The organism is Actinophytocola sp. (assembly GCF_036402745.1).
Lineage (GTDB): Bacteria > Actinomycetota > Actinomycetes > Mycobacteriales > Pseudonocardiaceae > Actinophytocola.
The window spans coordinates 1-22,413 of record NZ_DASWSJ010000309.1; the positions used below are offsets into that span (position 1 = coordinate 1).

Annotated in this window: 18 protein-coding genes; 4 read left to right on the plus strand and 14 right to left on the minus strand. The window is 72.2% G+C overall.

The window, feature by feature from the left end; all coding sequences use genetic code 11:
* Positions 1-104: (2Fe-2S)-binding protein (locus VGD70_RS28885; protein WP_331086901.1), on the plus strand; the 104-nt coding region annotated here is incomplete at its 5' end.
* Between the two features lie 144 nt (positions 105-248).
* Here VGD70_RS28885 and VGD70_RS28890 read toward each other — a convergent pair.
* The 10 genes from VGD70_RS28890 to ngcE form a co-directional block, all read right to left on the minus strand.
* On the minus strand, positions 249-1,742 hold the full coding sequence (locus tag VGD70_RS28890) for a bifunctional phosphatase PAP2/diacylglycerol kinase family protein (protein WP_331086849.1): 1,494 nt from the start codon (positions 1,740-1,742) through the stop codon (positions 249-251).
* A gap of 282 nt (positions 1,743-2,024) precedes the next feature.
* Entirely contained in the window at positions 2,025-3,128 is a 1,104-nt protein-coding gene (gene alc / locus VGD70_RS28895) for an allantoicase (RefSeq protein WP_331086851.1), read from the minus strand.
* Positions 3,125-4,444, minus strand: coding sequence for an allantoinase AllB (gene allB / locus VGD70_RS28900; RefSeq protein WP_331086903.1), 1,320 nt, complete (start codon positions 4,442-4,444; stop codon positions 3,125-3,127). Before allB ends, alc begins: the two co-directional genes overlap by 4 nt.
* 5 nt (positions 4,445-4,449) lie before the next feature.
* Positions 4,450-5,685, minus strand: coding sequence for a DUF6986 family protein (locus VGD70_RS28905; protein ID WP_331086853.1), 1,236 nt, complete (start codon positions 5,683-5,685; stop codon positions 4,450-4,452).
* A 1-nt stretch (position 5,686) separates the two neighbouring features.
* Entirely contained in the window at positions 5,687-7,264 is a 1,578-nt protein-coding gene (aceB, locus tag VGD70_RS28910; RefSeq protein WP_331086855.1) for a malate synthase A, read from the minus strand.
* Between the two features lie 49 nt (positions 7,265-7,313).
* The gene (locus VGD70_RS28915; RefSeq protein ID WP_331086857.1) at positions 7,314-7,895 is read right to left on the minus strand and encodes a nitroreductase family protein; all 582 of its coding nucleotides are present in this window, start codon (positions 7,893-7,895) and stop codon (positions 7,314-7,316) included.
* A gap of 16 nt (positions 7,896-7,911) precedes the next feature.
* Entirely contained in the window at positions 7,912-9,249 is a 1,338-nt protein-coding gene (gene ftsY, locus VGD70_RS28920; protein ID WP_331086858.1) for a signal recognition particle-docking protein FtsY, read from the minus strand.
* A 29-nt stretch (positions 9,250-9,278) separates the two neighbouring features.
* Positions 9,279-10,205 carry a carbohydrate ABC transporter permease gene (locus VGD70_RS28925; RefSeq protein ID WP_331086860.1) on the minus strand — a complete coding sequence of 309 codons (927 nt, stop codon included), beginning with the start codon at positions 10,203-10,205 and terminating at the stop codon, positions 9,279-9,281.
* On the minus strand, positions 10,202-11,176 hold the full coding sequence (locus tag VGD70_RS28930; RefSeq protein ID WP_331086862.1) for a sugar ABC transporter permease: 975 nt from the start codon (positions 11,174-11,176) through the stop codon (positions 10,202-10,204). Before VGD70_RS28930 ends, VGD70_RS28925 begins: the two co-directional genes overlap by 4 nt.
* A 28-nt stretch (positions 11,177-11,204) precedes the next feature.
* Positions 11,205-12,626 carry an N-acetylglucosamine/diacetylchitobiose ABC transporter substrate-binding protein gene (gene ngcE / locus VGD70_RS28935; protein WP_331086864.1) on the minus strand — a complete coding sequence of 474 codons (1,422 nt, stop codon included), beginning with the start codon at positions 12,624-12,626 and terminating at the stop codon, positions 11,205-11,207.
* 223 nt (positions 12,627-12,849) lie between these two features.
* On the opposite strand from ngcE, the gene VGD70_RS28940 reads away from it, so the two are divergent.
* Both VGD70_RS28940 and VGD70_RS28945 read left to right on the plus strand, forming a co-directional pair.
* Complete coding sequence (locus tag VGD70_RS28940) at positions 12,850-14,010, plus strand: anhydro-N-acetylmuramic acid kinase (RefSeq protein WP_331086904.1); 1,161 nt, start codon at positions 12,850-12,852, stop codon at positions 14,008-14,010.
* 3 nt (positions 14,011-14,013) lie between these two features.
* Positions 14,014-15,642, plus strand: coding sequence for a sodium:solute symporter (locus VGD70_RS28945; RefSeq protein WP_331086866.1), 1,629 nt, complete (start codon positions 14,014-14,016; stop codon positions 15,640-15,642).
* On the opposite strand, the gene VGD70_RS28950 is transcribed toward VGD70_RS28945, so the two are convergent.
* Complete coding sequence (locus VGD70_RS28950; RefSeq protein ID WP_331086867.1) at positions 15,629-16,597, minus strand: GNAT family N-acetyltransferase; 969 nt, start codon at positions 16,595-16,597, stop codon at positions 15,629-15,631. The genes VGD70_RS28945 and VGD70_RS28950 overlap by 14 nt on opposite strands.
* A 208-nt stretch (positions 16,598-16,805) precedes the next feature.
* On the opposite strand from VGD70_RS28950, the gene VGD70_RS28955 reads away from it, so the two are divergent.
* Entirely contained in the window at positions 16,806-17,270 is a 465-nt protein-coding gene (locus VGD70_RS28955) for a DUF5336 domain-containing protein (protein ID WP_331086869.1), read from the plus strand.
* A 58-nt stretch (positions 17,271-17,328) separates the two neighbouring features.
* Here VGD70_RS28955 and smc read toward each other — a convergent pair whose 3' ends face one another.
* From smc to VGD70_RS28970, 3 genes are all read right to left on the minus strand, one after another.
* Positions 17,329-20,937 (minus strand): chromosome segregation protein SMC, encoded by a 3,609-nt coding sequence (gene smc / locus VGD70_RS28960; RefSeq protein WP_331086871.1) that lies wholly within the window; start codon positions 20,935-20,937, stop codon positions 17,329-17,331.
* 110 nt (positions 20,938-21,047) lie between these two features.
* Positions 21,048-21,872, minus strand: coding sequence for a zf-HC2 domain-containing protein (locus VGD70_RS28965; RefSeq protein WP_331086873.1), 825 nt, complete (start codon positions 21,870-21,872; stop codon positions 21,048-21,050).
* Entirely contained in the window at positions 21,869-22,387 is a 519-nt protein-coding gene (locus VGD70_RS28970) for a sigma-70 family RNA polymerase sigma factor (RefSeq protein WP_331086875.1), read from the minus strand. The genes VGD70_RS28965 and VGD70_RS28970 overlap by 4 nt, the downstream gene beginning before the upstream one ends.
* Positions 22,388-22,413: the final 26 nt, after the last annotated feature.

Consider the following 22,413-nt stretch of genomic DNA (forward strand, 5'->3'; position numbering starts at 1 on the left):
CGTGCTGCCTCATCTACCAGGCGCCCGGGGAGCAGAAGTGCGTGAGCTGCCCGCGCCAGCATCCGGATGATCGGTACCGACGGTTGCGGAGTGCGCTCGGCTAGTCCGCCTCCCCGGGATTAAAAGTGTGCGTTGCGTCCCGGCGAATAGTGCGGGTATCGAAGTGGATGGTGGCTGGGTACCGTCACGGTCCCCTGAGGTTCCGGTGGTCGGCACAGGACTTCACACGATGATCTACGAGACAGGCCTTAGCTCGGCGGGACGACCCGGTAGACGGTGAGGGCACCGGGGCAGGTGCGGAAGGCGAACCGGCGGCCGGGCGGGCCGACCTCGCCGTCGGTGGCGATGCGGCGTTGGCCGTCGAGCACGCGGACGTCGGTCTCGGTGGCCTCGAAGTGCTTGTAGACATGGCTGGTCTGCAGGGTGCCGGTGAGCGCGGCGAGGACGAACCGGGCGCGCGAGTACGGGAGGTCGGCCCGCAGGTAGCGGACGTCGAGCCGGCCCGAGGCCATCGTGGGGCGGCGGGCGGCGCCGAAGCCCTTGGGCTCGTAGGAGCCGTTGCCGACGAAGAGCATCCAGACGAGCTTGCGGGAGCCGTCGAGGAGGATCGGGACGGGCTGGGCGCGGCGCAGGACGCGGGTCATGGCGAGCGCGGCGGCGAGCCACTTCGGCCGGTTGGCCTCGAGCTTCTCCCGCAGCCGGACCATCTCCGGGTAGCCGCCGAGGCTGGCGGTGTTGACGAAGTGGATGCGCTGGATCTCGCCGGCCCGGTTCTCGACGAGGACCTCGGCGACGTCGACCTTTACCGCGGAGCCGACCTGGGTGGCGTCGGCGGTGTCCTGCACGCTCTCGACGCCGAGGTCGCGGGCGAAGTGGTCGAGCGTGCCGGCGGGGATGACGACGAGCGGCAAACCGTGCTCGACCGCGACCGCGGCGACGCAGCTGACGGTGCCGTCGCCGCCGGCCGCACCGACCGCGCGGACCTCGCCGTTCTCGATGCGCTCCGCGAGCTCGCGGGCCGGGTCGGTGTCGGGCTCGATGCGGATGAGCTCGGCCTTGGGCCACATGGCGAGGATCTCGTCGGAGGGGTCGACGTCGTCGGCGCCGGAGTTGGGGTTGAGGACGACGGCGAGGCCTTCGCCCTCGCCGAGCTCGGGCACGTCGACGGCGGGTTCGCGTTGCTGCGGGAGGCCGGCGCCGTGCGGCCACCAGTGCCGGGTGGCGTAGGCGGCGCCGACCCCGATGGCCGCGCCGGCGGCGACGTCGCTGGGCCAGTGGACGCCGACGTGGACGCGTGAGTAGCTGACGAGGGCCGCGATCGGGAAGACCACCGCGCCGGCGCCCTTGTGCTCCATGGCGACCGCGGTGGCGAACGCGAACGCCGACGCGGAGTGGCCGGAGGGGAAGGAGGAGGAGCGCGGCCGTTTGGTGAGGCGGCGCGGGACGGGGAGGAGCTCGGCGGCGGGGCGGCGGCGGGGGAAGAGCCGCTTGCCGATGAGGCTGGCGGACATGCTCGCCCCGGCGATGGCCGCGACGCCGCGGAGTCCGGCCCGGCGCGTGGCGCCCTTCTTGGCGACGAGGATCGCGGCGATGGCGAACCAGAGCTTGCTGTGGTCGGCCGCCCGGCCGAGGCGCCGGCAGAGGTCGTCGAACGCGCTGGAGCGCAACGCGCCGCTGTGCCGCACGAGCGCGGCGTCGATGCGGCTGACGCGGTGGTAGGACCGGCGGATGCGGCTGATCACAGGGCAACGCTAATTGAGCTGGGCCGGTTCCACCGATCAGCGAGATTGGGCCGTGGTGGTGGGGGTTTGGCCTCCGGCCCCAGGTCACCATTCTACGGGCGGGCACCGACATTCTCGGTCGAAGTCGATCAAGCCTGTGGATGGGTCCGGCGGCGCGGCTGTTGTCCACAGGGTCGGGTTCGGGTGGGCGGAACGTGTCGGTGGTGGGCCGTGGGCTGGATTCGGGGGCCGGAGGCCACGCCTGGGTTCACGCCGGGGTTCACGCCGGGGTTCACGCCGGAGTCAGATGCCGAAGGCCGGCAACGTCGTGACCGGGCGGTTGTTCACCGTCTTCGCTGTGTCTGGGTCGGGCAGGCCCGCTGCCTTCAGGACCGCCGTCGCCTGGGTGGCCGGGAGTGTGTTGAACCAGCGCAGGACGAAGGCCGCGCGGCCCGCCTCCGTCAGGCCTCCGGGCAGGCGCAGCCGGGCCATGCCGCCGTCCGGGTAGATGTCCAGGCGTACGTCGGTCAGCTCGGGGGCCTCGGGCAGCGGATACCTGTGGCGGGTGTCGGGTTGCAGGCGGACCCGGTCCAGCAGCGGGGTCCAGGTGCCGTCTGCCGCGCGGCCCGTCAGGGTGGCCCAGCCGGGCGCGTTTCCCTTGAAGTGACTGGTATCCAGCTCGGCCAGGCGGGGGACGCCGGGCGCCGCCAGGCGGACCGACACCCAGTCGTTCCCGTCATCCCTGCGGCGGGCCGTTTCCCAGCCCTCGCCCATGACCGCCGCGAAACCTGGGGAGATCAGGTTCGCCGGCGACGAGTAGAACATGTTGCTGCAACCCGTGATCGCGGCACCGTTCTCCAGGGCGGCCAGGTCCAGCGACGACAGGTCCAGGAACCTCGGATCCGCCACCGGCTCGCCGTGCACGCGCAGGCGGGCCACCCCACCGTCCGGGTGGATGGTCAGGCGGACGTGGGTGTACCTCGCCGGATCCGTTACCTGGAAAGGGTTCTTCGTGTCGCCGGCGAGCGGGGCGCGCGGGACGAGCTGCGTCCAGTCCATTGTGGACAACTCGGCGGGAGACGGGTGGCCCTCCACGGCCGCGGCCTCGATCGTGCCGAACGGGGGGTAGTTGCCGGTGAAGAACGCGGTGTCCACCACCACCCCGCGGATCACGCCGGGCAGGCCCAGCCGCACCACGGCCTGGTCCTCGCCGGGCTTGCGGCGCCGGCGGGTCTCCCAGCCGTCGTAGATCTGTCCTTTGTGGCCGAACGTGGCCGGCTGGAACACCGGCTCCGTCGGGCGGATCAGGTTCTCCCGCTCGGCGAACAGCTCGTCGTTCGCCCACAGCACGCTGCCGCCCACCCGCCGCGAGGCCAGGTCCGGCAGGGCCGCCCACGGAAGAGTCATGCCAGGCCCCTGACGAGTAGCCGGCCCCGCGGCCGATCGGAAACCTCGCTGCCGCGCAACCACGTCGAGCGCACGACACCGGTCAGCGTCCGGCCGTCGTACGCCGAGATCGGGTTGCGGTGGTGCAGCCGGGCGGCGTCCACAGTGACCGTCGCCTCCGGCGCGAAGACACACAGGTCCGCGTCGTTGCCCACCTGAATCCTGCCCTTGCGGCGCAGGCCGACGAGGTCCGCCGGCGCCGCCGACATCCACCGCACGACGTCGGCCAGCGGCACGCCGCGGCGCACGGCCTCGGTCCACACCGCGGGCAACCCCAGCTGCAACCCGGCGATCCCGCCCCACGCCTCGCCGAAGTCACCCGTGTCGAGCCGTTTCAGCGACCGCGTCGACGGCGAGTGGTCGCTGACGACGCAGTCGATCGTGCCCTCGGCCAGGGCCTCCCACAGCCGGTCCTGGTTCGCCGACTCGCGGATGGGCGGGCAGCACTTGAACAACGTCGCGCCGTCGGGGATGTCCTCGGCGCGCAGCGTCAGGTAGTGCGGGCAGGTCTCGGCGGTGATCCGGACGCCGGACCGGCGCGCCGCGGCGACCAGCGGGAGCGCGTCCGCGGAGGACAGGTGCAGCACGTGCACCCGGGCGTCGGCGTCCCGGGCAGCGGTGATCACCGTCTCGATCGCCGCGTTCTCCGCCGACCGGGGCCGGGAGGCGAGGAAGTCGGCGTAGCGGCGACCGGAGGCGGGCGGCGCCTGCGAGATCACCGACGGGTCCTCGGCGTGGACGATCATCAGCGCGCCGACGCCGTGCAGCAGCCGCAGCGCGTCCGCCAGCTCGGCCGGGCTCAGGTGGCCGAACTCGTCCACACCCGAGTGCAGCAGGAAGCACTTGAAGCCGAACACGCCCGCCTCGTGCAGGGCCACGAGGTCGCCCAGGTTGCCGGGGACCGCGCCACCCCAGAAGCCGACGTCGACGTGGATCTGGTCCCGCGCGGTGGCGCGCTTGAGGGCCAGCGCCGCCAGGTCGGTGGTGGGCGGGACGCTGTTCAGCGGCATGTCGATCAGCGTCGTCACCCCGCCGGCGGCGGCCGCTCGGGTGGCGGTCGCGAAGCCCTCCCACTCGGTGCGGCCCGGGTCGTTGACGTGCACGTGCGTGTCGACCAGGCCTGGCAGCAGGACCTCGTCGGCGGCCAGCTCGACCACCCGCGCGCCGGGCAACGGCGCGGAGGAGACCTCGGCGATCGCGCCGTCCCGGACGCCCACGTAACCGGACGTCTCGCCGCCGGGCAGCACCACGCGCGGAGCGTGGAAGACCAGATCCAGAGCCGTCACAGGGTCTCCCGGCGGGCCAGGGCCGCCAGCTCCGCCTCGGTCAGACCGCACAGCCGGGTGACCTCCGCCGCTTCCAGGGCGCCGCAGTCCAGCGCCCGGCGCATGGACATCGCGAGCGCCTGGGCGGTCGCCGGCTCGTCGAGCACACCCGAGCTCGACTTGTCCACGTACGCGCGCAGCCGCCGGGCGTCGGCCTCCGCGTTGCGCAGGTAGTACCCGAAGTTGGCCGCGTACCGGGTCACCAGCTGCGCCGGGTGCAGGTCCCAGCCCTGGTAGAAGCCGTGCGACAGCGACCGCAGCACCAGGCCGTAGTGCGTCTGCCACGCCTCGCGGACCGCGTCACCGTCGCCGACCGGCAGGATGTTCGTCGACCCGTCCGAGAGCCGCACCCCGGTGCCGGCCGCGCTCACCTGCATCACGTGCCGGGCGAAGTCGCACGCCGGGTGCGCCAGGTGCTGCTCGGCCGCGGCCAGCCCGCACGCCGCCGTGTAGTCGTAGGTGCCGAAGTGCAGGCCGCTGACCCGGCCGCGGCCGGCGGTGATGAACCGCGGGATCGCGAGCCGGCCCTCGCTGTCCACAATGGACTGCGTGGTCTCGACCTGGATCTCGAAGCGCAGCGCGCCCGAACCCAGATCGAGCCGCTCCTCCAGCAGCTCCAGCTGGTCGACCAGCCCGCTGACCTGCGTGAGATGCGTGACCTTCGGAAACGTGAGAACCGGCGCGGAGCCGAGCGCGGTGACGAACAGGTCCAGCGTCCGCACCCCCCGCAGCACCGACGCGGAAGTGTCGAACGACTTGAACCGGATGCCGACCCACGGCGGCGGCGCGGTCCACCCCGCCACCAGCTCGGCGCACCGCACGGCGTCCGCGTCCTCGGCCGCGTCGGAGCGCACCCCGTAGCCGTCCTCGAAGTCGATCCGCAGGTCCTCCACCGGCTCGCGGCGCAGCTTCGCGACCACCTTGGCGTGCACCGCCTCCGCCAGCTCACCCGGCAGCCCGAGCAGCCCGGCGAACGCCGACGGCCCCGGCGCGTGCTCGTCCAGCGCGGCGAGCGCGGCCGCGCCCCACTCCCCCGCCGGATCCCCGACGACCTGGTCGGCCGGCACGTAGCAGGTGTGCACCGGCTGCCGCCCACCCGCGTCGCCCGGGTACCGGCCCGCCCGCGCGGCGTCGACCACCGACAGCCGGCGGACCAGCCCGGCGACCACCGAGCCGTCCAGCGAGGTGCGCACCTCAGATCCGTTCGTACGCGGGCAAGGTGAGGAAGTCGGGGAACTCGTCGGCGAGCGCGACCTGTTCGAACAGCTCGACCGCGGGCTCGAGGTACTCGGCCGGAACCTCGTCGGCGAGCGCCGCGCGGGTGGCGGCCAGCACGTCGCGCACGAGGTCGGTGGTGACCTTGGCGCCGGTGTCCAGCACGACCCCGTTGCGCACCCACTGCCACACCTGCGAACGGGAGATCTCGGCGGTGGCCGCATCCTCCATCAGGTTGTGGATCGCCGCCGCGCCGTTGCCGGACAGCCACGACGCCAGGTACCGCACGCCGACGTCGACCGCCGCCCGCAGGCCCGCCTCGGTGGCCGCGCCGGGTGTCGACTTCACGTCGAGCAGCTGGTCGGCGGTCACCGAGACGTCCTCGCGCAGCCGGTCGAGCTGGTTGGGCCGGTCGCCGAGCACCGCGCTGAACTCCTCGTCGCAGATGCCCACGAGGTCCGGGTGCGCGACCCAGGAGCCGTCGAACCCGTCACCGGCCTCGCGCCGCTTGTCCTCGTGCACCTTGGCGAGCGCCTTCTCGGTGACCTCCGGGTCGCGCCGGTTCGGGATGAACGCGGCCATGCCACCCATCGCGAACGCGCCCCGCTTGTGGCACGTGCGCACGAGCAGCTCGGTGTAGGCCCGCATGAACGGCGCGGTCATCGTGACGTCGTTGCGGTCCGGCAGCACGAAGTCCGGGCCGGCGTCGCGGAAGTACTTGATGAGGCTGAACAGGTAGTCCCAGCGGCCGGCGTTGAGCCCGGACGCGTGCTCGCGCAGCTCGTAGAGGATCTCCTCCATCTCGAACGCGGCCGGGATGGTCTCGATGAGCACGGTGGCCCGGACGGTGCCGTGCGGCACGCCGAGCGCCTCCTGCGCGCGGGTGAACACGTCGTTCCACAGCCGCGCCTCGAGGTGGCTCTCCATCTTCGGCAGGTAGAGGTACGGGCCGCTGCCGCGCTCGAGCAGGGCCTTCGCGTTGTGGAAGAAGTGGAGCCCGAAGTCCACGAGCGCGCCGACGGCCCGGCGGCCGTCGAAGGTGAGGTGGCGCTCGTCGAGGTGCCAGCCACGCGGGCGCATCACGATGACCGCGGGCCGCCCGCCCTCCTTCAGCGCGTAGCTCTTGCCCTCCGGCGAGGTGAAGGAGATCGTGCCGCGCACCGCGTCGAACAGGTTGACCTGGCCGGACACCACATTGGTCCAGTGTGGAGTGTTGGCGTCCTCCAGGTCGGCGAGCCAGACCTTGGCACCGGAGTTGAGCGCGTTGATCGCCATCTTGCGCTCGGTGGGCCCGGTGATCTCCACCCGCCGGTCCTCGAGGTCCGCCGGCGCGGTGGCCACCCGCCAGTCGGACTCACGCACCTCGCGGGTGTCGGGGAGGAAGTCCAGCTTCCCGGTCCGGGACGCCTCCTCGCGCCGGCCGGCCCGCGCGGCGAGGAGCTCGTCGCGCCGGTCCGCGAACCTCGCGTGCAGATCGGCGACGAACTCGAGCGCCGCGGGGGTGAGAATCTCGTCGCTTCGCTCGGCGGCACCGCCGAGCACCTGGATGTCGACCATGGCCTCCACCCTATGACCGTTCAGCCCCCCGCGCGGGGCGCCGTGTTCGTCACCACTTACCGCGGTGCACGACGTCCTCGGTGGCGCGGCGGCCGCGGGTGCGCGGCGAGCCGGTGACCGTACCGTCGTCCTCGGCTGAGTAGCCGATGGCCACCGCGCCGATCGGCTCGTGGTCCTCGGGCACGCCGAACGTCTCGCGGAACGTGGGCACGTCGTCGGGCATGATCCCGAAGTACAGCGCGCCGAGGCCGGCGTCGACCACGGTCTGCAGGATCAGCAGCGTGGCCATGCCGGTGTCGATGTGCCAGAACGGCACCGGCCAGCGGGCCTCGTCCCGGTCGGTCCAGCCCTTGTCCGGCTCGGCGTAGCGGTCGACGTAGACCCGCTTGCACGACAGCGGCACGATCAGCAGCGGCGCGGTGCTCACGTCGTTGCCCTTGGGCCGCATCGCCCAGAACCTGGCCAGGTCCTCGCCCTCCAGCACCAGGAACGCCTGGCCCTGGGAGAACCCGGCGGACGGACCGCGGGTGGCGTTGCGCAGGATCCGGTCGAGGACCTCCGGCGGCACCGGCCGGTCGGGCTGGAACGTGCGGACCATGCGGCGGCGCCGCACGACGTCCTGGAACTCCATCTGCTTCCCTTCCTGCTCAGCCGAGCAACGCGTCGACGAACGCGCCCGGCTCGAACGGCGCCAGGTCGTCCGCGCCCTCGCCGAGGCCGACGAGCTTGACCGGCACGCCGAGCTCGCGCTGCACCTGGAAGACGATGCCGCCCTTGGCGGTGCCGTCGAGCTTGGTGAGCACGATCCCGGTGATGTCGACGACGTCGGCGAACACCCGGGCCTGGGTGAGCCCGTTCTGGCCGGTGGTGGCGTCGAGCACGAGCAGGACCTCGTCGACCTTGGTCTGCTTCTCGACCACGCGCTTGACCTTGCCGAGCTCGTCCATCAGGCCGGTCTTGGTGTGCAGCCGGCCGGCGGTGTCGACGAGGACCGCGTCCACGCCGGCCTCGATACCGCGCTTGACCGAGTCGAACGCGACCGCGGCGGGATCCGCGCCTTCCTTGCCGCGCACGACCTCGGCGCCGACCCGCTCGGCCCAGGTGGCGAGCTGCTCGGTGGCGGCGGCGCGGAAGGTGTCGGCGGCGCCGAGGACGACCGTGCGGCCCTCGGCGACGAGGACGCGGGCGAGCTTGCCGGTGGTGGTGGTCTTGCCGGTGCCGTTGACGCCGGTGACGAGGACGACCGCGGGGAGCTTGGCGCCGTCGCTGTGGTGCGGCAGCGCGCGGACGGCGCGGTCCATGTCGGGGTGCAGGACGTCGACGAGGACGTCGCGCAGGAGCGCGCGGGCCTGCGCGGCGTTGCGGACGCCGCGGGAGACGAGCTCGGCCCGCAGCCGGTCGACGACCTCCTGGGTGGTGGCGGTGCCGAGGTCGGCGAGCAGCAGGGTGTCCTCGACCTCGGTCCAGGAGTCCTCGTCGAGGTCGCCGGCGCCGAGGAGGCCGAGCAGGCCCTCGCCGAAGGTGGAGCGGGACCGGGACAGCCGGCCACGCAGCCGCTCGAGGCGGCCGGACGCCGGGGCGATCTCCTCGGCGACCTCCTCGACGACCTCCGCCGGCGTGGGCACGACCGGCTCGGCGGCTTCGGCGGCCGGCACCTCGGCGGGCGGCGCGGGTGTGTCGGCGGCCGGTGTCTCGGCGGCGGGGGCCTCGGGCTGGGCCGGGACCTCGGCCGGGGCCTCGGCCTCGTCGGGCACCGTGGTGGCCGGGGGCTCACCGGCCTGCTTCTGGCCGCCCGGCGCGAGGCTGATCCCGCCGCCGGCCTGGTACCCGCCACGCGGCTTGGGCTCGCCGGGCTTCTTCTCCTCGACGGTCTTCTGCTCGGTGAGGCTGATCCGTCGCCGCCGGCTGAGCGTGACGCCCACGACCAGCGCAAGCGCGAGCAGAACCACGACGACGACGATGATCACGATCACGGTGCTCGACACGCCGCCATCCTCGCATCAGGCCACGACCGCTACTTCAGCACGCCCGCCGTGAGCCCGGCCTGCACCTGGCGCTGGAACAGGATGTACACGATCAGCACCGGCAGCAGCGCGATCACCAGCCCGGCGAACAACGCCGTCCAGTCGCCGCGGTAGCCCTGGCTGATCGCGAGCGCGGCCAGACCCTGGGCCAGCACCTTCTTGTCCGGCTCGTTCATCAGCACCACCGGCAGCACGTACTGGTTCCAGTGCCCCAGCACGTTGAACAGGCCGATGCTGATCAGCCCCGGCTTGGCCATCGGCAGCATGACCCGGAAGAACAGGCCGAAGTGCGAGCACCCGTCGACGATGGCCGCCTCCGCGATGGACGTCGGCTGGGTGCGGAAGAACGCGGTCAGGAAGAACACCGTGAACGGCAGCGAGAACGCCACGTACACCAGCGCCAGCGACAGGTGGCTGTTCAACCCGAGGAACTGCCCGACGAGCGGCAGGTTCCCCGTGTTGCGCACGACGAAGAACAGCGGCACCAGCGCCAGGAACACCGGGAAGATCATCCCGCCGACGAAGCCGTAGTAGACGATCCGGTTGCCGGGGAACTCGTAGCGCGCCAGGACGTACGCGGCCATCGCGCCGAGCAGCATGGTGAGCGGCACGGAGATCACGATGACGATGACGCTGTTCGCGAAGTACTGGCCGATGTTCGCGACCGTCCACGCGCGGGAGAAGTTCTCGACCCGCACCGCCGCCGGCAGGCCGAACGGCTCGTTCAGGAACTCCGAGTTGGTCTTGAACGCGGACACGATCGCCCACAGCAGCGGCAACGTCGTGATCAGCGCCCAGATCAGCAGGAACGTCCCGGTCAGCAGGTTCACCGCGCCCTCGCCGGCGCCGACCCCGGGATGCCGCCGCCGCGGCGGCGGCACGACGGGCGCCTCGGGCGGGGAGGAGACGACGGTCATGACAGCTCCACCCGCTCCCGCCGCGCCGCACGCATGAACACCACAGCGACGACCAGCGTCAGCAACAGCAGCACGACGCCGATCGCCGAGGCGTAGCCGAACCGGTAGCTGTTGAACGCGCTGCGGTAGAGCGCCAGGCCGAGCACGTCACCCTCGCGCGACGGCCCGCCGCTGATGCCCAGCATGATCTGCACGAGCGCGAACGCGTCCATCGCCTGGATCGCCAGGTACACCCAGCCGACCTGCACGGTGTCCCACACGAGCGGCAGCGTCACGTGCCGGAAGGTGTGGAACCGGGCGGCCCCGTCGAGCAGCGCCGCCTCGTAGATCTCCTTGGGGATCGACTGCATCGCCGCGGAGAACAGCACGACGTAGAACCCCGCGAACGCCCAGATCATCACCACCACGACGACCCAGAACGCGAAGGTGGGGTCCCCGAGCCAGGGCTTGGCGAGCGCGTCGAGGCCGACCGCGGTCAGCACGCCGTTGAGGATCCCGCCGGCCTCGGTGGGCGCGAAGACGTACTTGAACAGCACGCCGACCACCGCCACCGAGAGCACCATCGGGAAGAAGTAGACGACCTTGTAGACGCTCGAGCCGCGCACGCCCTCGATGCCCGAGCGCCCGCGCCGGCCCACGTTGAGCATCGACGCGAGGAAGAGTCCCAGCAGCACGGTCACCGCCGGCACGACGACCAGCAGGATCCCGTTGTTGCGCAACGCGATCAGGAACTGGTCGTCGTGCAGGAGGCGCACGTAGTTGTCGAACCCGACGAACGTCTGGCCGGCGGTGAGGCCGGTCCAGTCGGTGAGCGAGATGTAGATCGCCTGCACGTAGGGCGAGACCACGAACAGGGCGAAGAGCCCGACCGGCACCACGAGGAAGGCCGTGACGAACGGGTACTTCCCGTGGCGCAGGGCGGGCCCGGCCTTCGCGGCCGGCCGGCGTGGCACGGTGTTTCGAACGGACACGTCGGTCGACAACGAGAGCTCCGGTGAATCAGCGGGTGTACTTGGTGATGGAGTCGTCGTCGCGGATCTTCTTGGCCTCGGCCTCGCAGCCCGCGACGAACTCGTCCACCGACTTGCGGCCGGTCAGCAAGTCACCCATCTGCGTGTTGATGCCCGGGTTCCACATGGTGCCGTACCACGTGTTGTACATCCAGTTGACCACGTTGTCGTCGGCGGCCTTGAGGGCCGCCTGCGCGGAGGTGAGGCCCGGCGGGAGCTCGACGCCGTCGGCCGCGCCCTTCACCACGGTCAGGCTGGACACCTCCTTGGTGAAGCCCTTCGCGCCCTTCTTGGAGAGCATGATCCGCATGTACTCCAGGCCGCCACGCGCGTTCTTCGCGGTCGCCGGAACGATGTAGGGCTCGCCGGGCGAGGCGAACAGCGTCTCCTTCGGCATCACGGAGTCGGCGGACAGCAACGGCTCGGGCATCACGGCGAACTCGAAGCCGTCCGGCGTGACGTCCTTCTGCTCGCTCTCCAGCCACGAGCCGCACGGCACGAACGCGGCCTTGCCCGCGCTCCACTGGCCCTGGGCCTGGATGTGGTCCATGCCTTCCGTGCCGGACAGGATGTAGCCCTTCGTGCGCAGCCCGGCGAGCGCGCTGGCGGACTCCTTGATCGCCTCGTGGCCCCAGGCGCCGACCTCGAGGTTGTCGATCGCCTTGAGGACGTCCGGGCCGGCGAGCTTGGCGGCCATCGTCATCAGCGGCCAGCTCATGTACCGGGCGTGGACGCCCTGGTAGGTCCACGGCGCGATGCCGGCGGCCTTGATGTCCTTGCAGAGGTCGAGCATCTCGGCCCACGTGGCGGGCGGCTGCCACCCGTGCTTGGCGAAGAGCGCCTTGTTGTACCAGATGCCGTACACCGTCAGCGCCATGTTCATGACGTAGGGCTTGTCGCCGAACGTGCCCTGCGCGACCGCGCCGGGGACCAGCGTGTCGCGCACCTTGACGTTCGGGTCGTCCCAGCTCGGCGCGTCGTAGAGGTCGGTGAGGTCGTAGAGCTGCTTGTCGGACACGAGCTGGCCGAGCGGGATCTGGCCGTCGCCGGAGTCGTTGACGAAGTCCGGCGGGTTGCCGCCGACGAAGCGGGACTGCAGGGCACCCGCGATGTCCACCTCGGCCTTGTGGTTGATCTTGGCCTTCGGGTACTTGGCCTTGTACATCGGCTCGTGCACGGCGGTGGCGTACTTGTCGCCGAAGCCGCCGTTGAAGATGTAGATCTCGATCGGGGAGTCGGTGGGGACGCCCAGCGGGTTCTCGGTGGAGGCCTTCCCCGTGGTCGCCTCCTGGCCGCCGCCGGAGGTGGCACAGCCGACCAGCATGCTCGATCCCGGCAGTACCAGGGCACCGGTGGCCAGGGCGCCACGCAGGAAGTTTCGCCTGCTCCAATCCGCCGAAAACTTGGTCATCCTCGCTCCTCGTTGTCCTCGCTATGCGGTGTGGCCGACCCCACTCCCCGACGCAGGGTGACACAGTATCGCCCTGGTCTATACCTTGAACGGGGAATACTCAACCGTTCGTGACATCGATTTGGTTAAGAACTAACCACACGTCTTGCGGGGGGCTCCGGGAGTGTCATACCCAAGTGCCGTGACTTCGTGCCGGGTGATCGGGCTGCTGTCCGGAACGTCGATGGACGGCATCGACGTGGCGGTGGCCGAGCTGCGCTTGACCGACGAGACCATCGACCTCGTGCCGCGGGGGTATGCCGCGGTGCCCTACCCCACCGCGCTGCGCAACGCGCTGCTCGCGGCCCTGCCGCCGCACGGCAGCTCGGCCGGGGAACTGTGCCGGCTGGACACCGCGGTCGGCCGGGCGTTCGCGGCCGCGGCGGCCGACGCGCTGGGCACGCTCGCCGACGGACGGGCCGACCTCGTCGCCTCGCTCGGCCAGACGCTCTTCCACTGGGTCGAGGACGGCCAGGTCCACGGCACCCTGCAGATCGGCCAGCCGGCGTGGATCGCCGAGGCCACCGGCCTGCCCGTGGTCGCCGACCTGCGGGGGCGGGACGTGGCGGCCGGCGGGCACGGCGCGCCGCTCGCGAGCGTGCTGGACCGGCTGTGGCTGCGCGAGCTCGCCGGCTCGGGCTTGGTGGCCGGGCTGAACATCGGCGGGATCGCCAACATCACCGTGGTGGCGCCGGACGAGCCGGACCTCGCGTTCGACACCGGGCCGGGCAACGCGCTGCTCGACGCCGCCGCCCGGATGATCTCCAACGGCGCCTGGCAGCAGGACGTCGACGGTGACCTCGCGGCGCAGGGCCACGTCCGGACGGACCTGCTGGAGATCCTGCTCGAGGACGCGTACTACGCCGCCGCGCCGCCGAAGTCGACCGGCAAGGAGCACTTCCACACCGAGTACCTGCGGACCGCGCTCGACAAGGTCTCCCGGGTCAGCGGGCCGGACCTGCTGGCCACGCTGGTCGAGCTGACCGCGACGACGGTCGCCGAGGCATGCCGCGCGCACGGCGTCACCCGGGTCGTCGCGTCCGGCGGCGGGGTGCGCAACCCGACCCTGATGGCCGCGCTGGGCCGGCTGCTGGCACCCGCCGAGCTGGTCGGCAGCGACGAGCTCGGCCTGCCGAGCGACGCGAAGGAGGCGTACCTGACCGCCCTGCTCGGCTTCCTGACCTGGTCGGGCCTCCCGGCCAACGTGCCGACCGCCACCGGGGCCCGCGGGCCGCGGCTGCTCGGCAGCATCACCCCGGGCAGCTCGGCCCTGCGGCTGCCCGAACCGGCGACGACCACCGTCACCCGGCTGCGGGTGACCCAGCCGGCGATCAGCGGGAGGTAGGCCGTGCGCGCGCTCGACGTCGCGATCATCGTGGTCTTCCTGGTCGGGATGCCGCTGCTCGGCGTCCTGATCGGCGGCCGGCAGAAGTCGGCCACCGACTACTTCATCAGCGAGAAGAAGATCTCCTGGTGGGTGGTCTGCGTGTCGGTCGTCTCCGCGGAGACCTCGACGCTGACCGTGCTGTCCGTGCCCGTGGTCGCCTACCTGGCGCCGCCGCAGGCGGGCGGCATGACGTACCTGACGCTGGCGTTCGGGTACATCGTCGGCCGGATCATCGTGTCGTTCGTGCTGCTCCCCCGCTACATCGCGGGCGACCTGGTGACCGCGTACGCGTTCCTGGGCAAGCGCTACGGCGACGGCATGCGCGCGACCGCGTCGGTGACCTTCCAGTTCACCCGGCTGCTCGCGGACGGCATCCGGCTGTTCGCCACCGCCATCCCGATCAAGGTCGTGCTCGCCTCGTACGGGATCGGCGCCTCCTACTGGGCGATCGTGACCGTGCTGGGCATCGCGATGGTGTTCTACACCTTCGTCGGCGGGGTGCGCGCGGTCGTGTGGGTCGACGCGATCCAGATGCTCTGGTACGTCATCGGCGGGATCGTCGTCGTGGTCTCGCTGGCCGGGGCGCTGCCGTCCGGGTGGTTCGGCGACGCGATGGACGCGTCGAAGTTCCAGCTGTTCGACTTCTCCTCCAACGCGCTGACCGGCAGCTACCCGTTCATCGCGGCGTTCTTCGGCGGCGCGATGCTGGCGATGGCCTCGCACGGGGTCGACCAGCTGATCGTGCAGCGGCTGATGTCGACCCGGGACGTGCGCGCGTCGCAGAAGGCGCTGATCGCGAGCGGTTTCGTGGTGCTGCTGCAGTTCGCGTTCTTCCTGCTCATCGGCGTGATGATGTGGGCGTTCTACAAGGCGGCGGTGCCGACCGGCCCGGTCGCCGAGGGCGGCCTCGGGCTCGCCAACAAGGACGAGCTGTTCGCCAACTACATCGTCACCGAGCTGCCGCCGGGCCTGTCCGGCTTCGTGATCGCCGGCATCCTCGCGGCGGCGCTGTCGTCCTCGCTGGGCGCGCTGGCGTCGGCGACGGTGACCGACGTGTACGAACGGGTCTCCCGGCGCACGCTGTCCGACGCCGACCGGCTGCGGCTGGGCCGGCTCTGGACGGTCGTCTGGGCCGGCCTGCTGATCATCTGCGCCGGCCTGTTCGCGACGGCGAACACGACCACCGCCGACCCGATCGTCGTGCAGGCGCTGGGGATCACCGGGTACACCTACGGCGCGCTGCTCGGCGCGTTCCTGCTCGGGCTGATCGTCAAGCGCGCCAACCAGACCGACGGGATCGTCGCGTTCGTCGTCACCGTGGCGGCGATGACGTTCGTGATCCTCGGCGTGAAGTTCGCCGGCCCGTCCGCCGCGGCCGACCCGGTGGCCAACGGCTACGGCGAGTGGACGTCGGTCCGCATCGACTTCTCGGCGGCCGCGCCGGCCGAGGGCGTGCGCACGCTGGTGAGCTGGTGGTACACGCCGCTCGGCGTCGCGGTGACGCTGATCGTCGGCGGGCTGCTCGCGCTGCGGCACCGCGAGCGGCCGGCACCCGAGGTCGAGGAACCGGAAACGGTCAGGGCTGCGTGACGGTCAGCGCGGCCGCCGGGCGGTGGCCGGTCTTGCGATAGCTCACCAGCTCGGTGCGCAGCGTGAAGCCGAGCGAGGCGAACATCCGCTCCGACGCGTCGTTGCCCAGGCGGATCAGCGTCGCCGCGCGGTTGCGCGCGCCGGCGCGGGTGGCGAGCTCGACCAGCAGCCGGCGAACGAGCAGCCGGCCGGCGTGGCGGGAGCGGGCGACCGGGTCGACGCCGACCACGTCCACGTAGTGCTCCTCTGCCTGGTTGTAGCCGGCCGCGTAGCCCAGGAAGCCGGTGTCATCGTCGCCCAGGATGACCACCGTGTGCGCGGAGTCGTCGGCGACCAGGCGGTGGCCGGGGGTCGGCGCGTCGGGGAAGCAGCGGTCGTGCAGCCGGGCCACGGCCGCGCGGACCTCGGCGTCGGCGGGCATGAGCCGGATCCGGTCGTCGGGCACCGCCGCGTCGACGGGCCGGACGAGCAGGCCGCGTAGCTCGGCGTCGGTGAGCGTGAACAGCCGCATGGCCTTGTCGACGGCGATGTCGTGCCGGGCGGCGAAGTCGGCGAGCAGCCTGTTCTGCCGGTGGGCGAACAGGTCGAGCGCGGTGGCGGCGGCCATCCGGGGCAGCTGGTCGGCGCGGTCGAACAGGGCGTCGGCGGTGGCCCGCCAGAGCTGGCCGGCCGCCGGGTGGTTGGCGGGCACGTCGACGAACGGGCCGTGCAGGTAGGCCCGGTGCTGCTCGTCGTCGACCTCGACGCTCAGCACGCCCCGCAGCCGGCCGTTCCGGTCGACGGCCACGACGGCGCCGGACACCCAGTCGGGACGCAGGGCCGCGAGCTCCTCGGCCACCTCCTCGGAGGTCTCGCCGTGGAACGCGATGAGGTGCGCCGGGTCGGCCTGCAGGCGGGCGATCAGCTCGACCGTCGCCTCGAGGTCGGCCGGCGTCGCCGGTCGGACTGTGTACATAGCGGAAATCTTGAACTCCCGAGGGTGATCGACGCGAACGGATTTATCGCCCCGAGGGGCAGAGTCCACCGGCTGGTCGGGCAGCATCCGGACTTTGATGCGTTTCCGTTACTAACCCGGTCGAGAGATGCCCCATACTTCCTCACCTGCGGGGGTACCGTGCCCTCCGCCCAGTCGACTCCTTTTGAGAATGGAAAGGCCACGCGCAATGGCTGAATTCGATGTCAAGCGTGTTACACCGCTCGAATGGGCTGGCATCGGTGCCGGCGTACTCGCTTTCATAGTTAGTTTCTTTCCGTGGGTGACCATCGATTTCGGCGGCGGGCTCGGTGGCCTGGCGGGCATCGACACGAGCGTGAGCGGGAGCGCCTGGGACGCGGGCTTCCTCGCCTGGTTCCCGGTGCTGCTGCTGGTCGGCGTCGCGGTCGTGGTCATCCTGCCCCACTTCGGCACCCAGGTGCCGCAGCGCTCGATGATCTGGCTGGGAGCCTCCGCGCTCGCCTTCGTCCTCATCCTGCTGCGCTGGCCGACCTACGGCGCGTACCTCAGCGCCGGCTTCGGCCTGTTCATCGGGCTCGTCCTGGCCGCCGTGTCGGCGGTCGCGGCGTTCATGGTGTACCGGGCGTCGGCGAGCCCGGCCGCACCGCAGGCCGGCACCGCCTACGGCGCCTGACCTTCCCGAACACGCGAACGGCCCCCATCGCGCGATGGGGGCCGTTCGCGTGTTCGGGTCAGGACGGGGCGGGCGCCGGTTCGGCGTCCTTTCCGTGCAGGCGCTGGGAGATCACCTGGGTGATGCCGTCGCCACGCATGCTGACGCCGTAGAGGGCGTCGGCGATGTCCATGGTCGGCTTCTGGTGGGTGATGATCAACAGCTGCGAGGTGGCGCGCAGCTCCTGCAGCAGCCCGATCAGCCGGCGCATGTTGACATCGTCCAGCGCCGCCTCCACCTCGTCCATCACGTAGAACGGCGAGGGGCGGGCGCGGAAGATCGCCACCAGCATGGCCACCGCCACGAGTGACTTCTCGCCACCGGACAGCAGCGACAGCCGCTTAATCTTCTTGCCCGGCGGGCGCGCCTCGACGTCGACGCCCGTGGTGAGCATGTCCTCCGGCTCGGTGAGGATCAGCCGGCCCTCACCGCCCGGGAACAGCGTGCCGAACACGATCTCGAACTCGCGGGCCACGTCCTCGTAGGCCGAGGTGAAGACCTCGAGGATCTTGTCGTCGACCTCCTTGACCACGGTGAGCAGGTCGCGCCGGGTGGCCTTGAGGTCCTCCAGCTGGGTGGACAGGAACTTGTACCGCTCCTCCAGCGCCGCGAACTCCTCCAGCGCCAGCGGGTTGACCTTGCCCAGCAGCGTGAGGTCGCGCTCGGCCCGCTTGGCCCGCCGCGCCTGCGTGTCCCGGTCGTACGGGATGGGCTGCGGGGCGACGACGGCCTCGCCGCGCTCCTTGGCCGCCTCGTACTCGGCCATCTCGACCGGGCTGGGCGGCACGGGCACCGTCGGCCCGTACTCGGTGACCAGGTCCTCCAGGCCGATGCCGAAGCTCTCGGCGATCTTGGTCTCCAGCTGCTCGAGCCGCAGCCGCTGCTCCGCGCGCAGCACCTCGTCGCGGTGCACGGCGTCGGTGAGCTTCTCCAGCTCGGTGGACAGCTCGCGGACCCGGTTGCGCACCTCGAGCAGCACCCGCTCGCGGTCGAAGCGCTCGGCCTGCACGGTGTCCCGCTCCTGCGCGGCGGCCTGCAGCGACACGGCGATGCGCTCGAGCGCCAGCTCGCCGCCGGCGACCACGGCCTGCGCGACCGCGGCACCCCGGGCCCGGGCGGCGAGCGCCTTGGCGGCCCGCTCGCGGGCCTCCCGCTCGGCCCGCGCCGCGCGGCGCAGCTCGTCGGCGGCGCCGTGCAGCGCGCGGTGCCGCTCCTCGGCGGTCCGCAGCGCCAGCCGGGCGTCCATCTCCTGCTGCCGGGCGGCGGTGAGCGACGCGGCGGCCTCGTCCCGCACCGCGGTGTCCGGCTCGTCGTCCAGCGGCGCTTCCTCGGCGACGACCAGCCGCTCCTCCAGCTCGGCCAGCTTGCTGAGCGCGTCCTCGCGGGCCTGCTCGACCTTGGCCCGCTGGCTCGCCACCCGCTCCGCCTCGGCCTGCGCCGAGCGCACGGCCTGGCGCATCCGGCTGAGCCGCTCGGTGGACCGGGCCGCCCGCACCTTCGCCTCGTTGCGTGCCTCGTGCGCGGCGGCCACCTCGGCGGCCCGCGCCTGCTGCTCGGCCTTGGCCCCGGCGAGCGCCGCGGCGGCCCGCTCGGCGGCGGCCTCGCTGGCGGCGAGCTTCTCGTTGGCCTCGTCGACCGCGGCCTGCACCTCGATGACGCTCTGCCCGCGGTCGGCGCCGCCGACCACCCAGTGCGCGCCGAACACGTCGCCCTCGGCGGTGACCGCGCGAACCTCCGGGTACCGGGCGACCAGCTCGCGCGCGGCGGCCAGCGAGTCGACCACCGCGACCTGCTCGAGCGCGGTGAGCACCGCGTGCCGCAGCGACTCGGGCGCGCGCACGAGGTCCGCGGCCCAGCGGGCGCCGTGGGGCAGCAGCGGCCAGCCGGACCGGTCGATCGTCGACCAGCCGCCGACGAGTACCCCGGCGCGGCCGGAGTCGTTGCCCCGCAACAGTTCCAGGGCCGCGACCGCGTCGTCACCGGAGGCCACCGCGACCGCGTCGGCCACCGGGCCGAGCGCCGCGGCCAGCGCGGCCTCCGCCCCCGGCTCGACGGTGAGCAGCGCCGCCACCGAGCCCAGCAGGCCCGGCATCCGGTCGCCCGCGGCCAGCAGCGCGCCGGCGCCGTCCTTGCGGGACAGGCCCAGCGAAAGCGCGTCGACCCTGGCCTTCCAGGACGCGATGTCCTTCTCCGCGGTCCGCTCGGCCGTGACCAGCTCCTCGACCCGGACCTGCGCGGCCTTCTGCGCCGCCTTGGCCTGCTCGTGCCGGTCGCCCAGACCCGCGTCGTCGGCGTCCTCGACACCCGACTCGGCCTGCGCCTCGGCCAGCTCGACGGCCGCGTCCTCGGCCCGCTCGGTGGCCTCGACCAGCGCGGTGGACAGCCGCTCGATCTCCTCGGCGGTGGCGCCGGTCTTGCTGCGCAACGCCTCGACCTGGCCGGCGAGCCGGGCCAGGCCCTCGCGCCGGTCGGCGACCGCGCGGACGGCGGCCATGTGCGCCTGCTCGGCGGCCTGCACGACCTTCTCCAGCTCGGCCCGCCGCTCGGCGGTCTCGCCCAGCGCGGCCCGGGCGACGTCCACCCGCTCGGCGAGCTCGGCCTCGCGGATCGCCGTCTCCTCGGCCTCGGCCTCCAGCTCCTCGGGGTCGCGGCCGCCGCGGGCCTCGCCGGTGACGTCGGTGGCGGACAGGTGCCGCTCGCGCTCGACGGCCAGCCGCACGGTGCCGCGCAGCCGCTCCTCCAGCGCGGAGAGCCGGTACCAGGTGTCCTGCGCGGAGGCGAGCCGCGGCGCGTCGGCGGCGAGCTGGTCCTCCAGCGCGGTCTGCTTGGCGTCGGCCACCTCCAGGGCCTGCTCGACCCCGTGCCGGCGGGCCCGGGCGGCGGCCTCGTCGGCCTGGTCCTTGGCGATCTCGGTGCGCTGGCTGACCAGGTCGTCGGCGTGCAGCCGCAGCCGGGAGTCGCGCAGCTCGGCCTGCACGGCCTGGGCCTTGCGGGCGATCTCGGCCTGCTTGCCGAGCGGCTTGAGCTGGCGGCGCAGCTCGCTGGTGAGGTCGGTGAGCCGGGTGAGGTTGGCCTGCATCGCGTCGAGCTTCCGCAGCGCCTTCTCCTTGCGCTTGCGGTGCTTGAGGACGCCCGCGGCCTCCTCGATGAACGCGCGCCGCTCCTCGGGCTTGGACTCGAGGATCTGGGCGAGCTGGCCCTGGCCGACGATGACGTGCATCTCGCGGCCGATGCCGGAGTCGGACAGCAGCTCCTGGACGTCCATCAGCCGGCAGGTGTTGCCGTTGATCTCGTACTCGCTCGCGCCGTCGCGGAACATCCGGCGGGTGATCGACACCTCGGTGTACTCGATCGGCAGCGCGCCGTCGGTGTTGTCGATGGTGAGGCTGACCTCGGCGCGGCCGAGCGGGGCGCGGCCGGCGGTGCCGGCGAAGATGACGTCCTCCATCTTGCCGCCACGCAGGTCCTTCGCGCCCTGGGTGCCCATGACCCAGCGCAGCCCGTCCAGCACGTTCGACTTGCCGGACCCGTTCGGCCCGACGACGCAGGTGATCCCCGGTTCGAACCGCAACGTGGTGGCCGACGCGAACGACTTGAACCCCTTGAGCGTCAGGCTCTTCAAATGCACGAGACGCGGACCTCTCAGACAACCGTGAAGTGCGGTCTATCCGTCTGAGGGTACCTGTGGGTCCCCCGCATCCGTGGGAGGCGGCCGTGTCGAGCCCGTGAACAAGAGTGCTAACGCCCAGGTGACGGGATGGTCAGGGCCACCGCCTTGTCGTCGAGCCGCAGCTCCAGGTGGTCGATCTTGCTGCGCTGGAACGAGGTGCTCGCGGGGATCTCGTCGTGGTAGTCGTGGTCGGTGCCCCACCAGCCGGCGATCTCCCGGTTGCCCGCGGCGTCGTAGACCATCAGGTAGCACCGCCGGCCAGGCGGAAGCCCCTGGATCCGCAGCTGGATCTCGGTGCCCCACTCGTGGTCGACGAGCCGCGCGGCGGCACTGGCCCGGCCGTCCAGCGTCATCGCCGACCAGGTGATCCCGGCGGCCTCGGGCGGCGGCGACTGGTGCGTCGCCTGCCAGCCGAAGATTCCCCCGAACGTGATGGCCACGGCGACCACGGCGGCGGCCGCGACCAGCCACAACCGCTTCCGGCGCGACCTCCGGCCCGGCCTGTCGGGTGTGTCGGGCGTGTCGTCGGCCACCTGCAGTAACAAGGGCTCGTCGAACGCGGGCAGCCGCGGGATCGGGACGCCCTGACCAGGCCCTTCGCCGCCCGGCAGGCTCGACAGCGGGGTGAGCACCGGGCTCGCCAGCGAGCCGTAGGGAATGGGGCCCGGCAGCGGCGCGGTCGGGTGGGCCTCCTCCAGCGTGGTCGGCGGGAGGTCGTCGGCGAAGTCGTCGAGCGAGATCTGGTTCAGCATGCCGGGCAGCGGGGCGAGCCGGACGAGCTCGGCCCGGCAGGTGTCGCAGCCGGCGAGGTGCGCCTCGAACGCGAAGCGCTCGTGCGGCTCGAGCGCGCCGAGCAGGTACGCACCGAGCGTGATCGTGTTGGTGCAGGTCATGGCTCGGTCACCCCCCGCTCCTCGAGCGCGTCCCGCAGCGCGCGCAGCGCGTAGAACGAGCGCGACTTCACCGTGCCGGGCGGCACCCCGAGCGCGGCGGCCGCCTCGGCGATGGTGCGGCGGCGGTAGAACAGCTCGCCGATGACCGCGCGGTGGTCCTTGGACAGCGCACGCATGGCCTCGGCCACCTGCCAGCCCTGCAGCACGCGGTCGAAGTCGTCGGTCTGGCGGGCCCAGTCCCGTTCCAGGATCGGCACCTCGTCGACGCGGGCGCCCTGGCGCCGGTAGCCGGAGACGACCAGGTTGCGGGCCACCGTGTAGAGCCACGGCCCGGCTTGGTCAGCGGTCAGGCTCGACGCGTTGCGCCAGGCCCTGAGCAAGGTCTCCTGCACGATGTCCTCGGCGTACTGGTGGTCGCCGCCGACGGCACGCAGGACGTAGCCGTACAACGGCCGGCGGTAGCGGCTGTAAAGCTCACGGAGGAGCTCGTCCTCCTGGTCCGGGGTGTTCCCCACACTGAAGTCATACGCGTTTCGGCTGG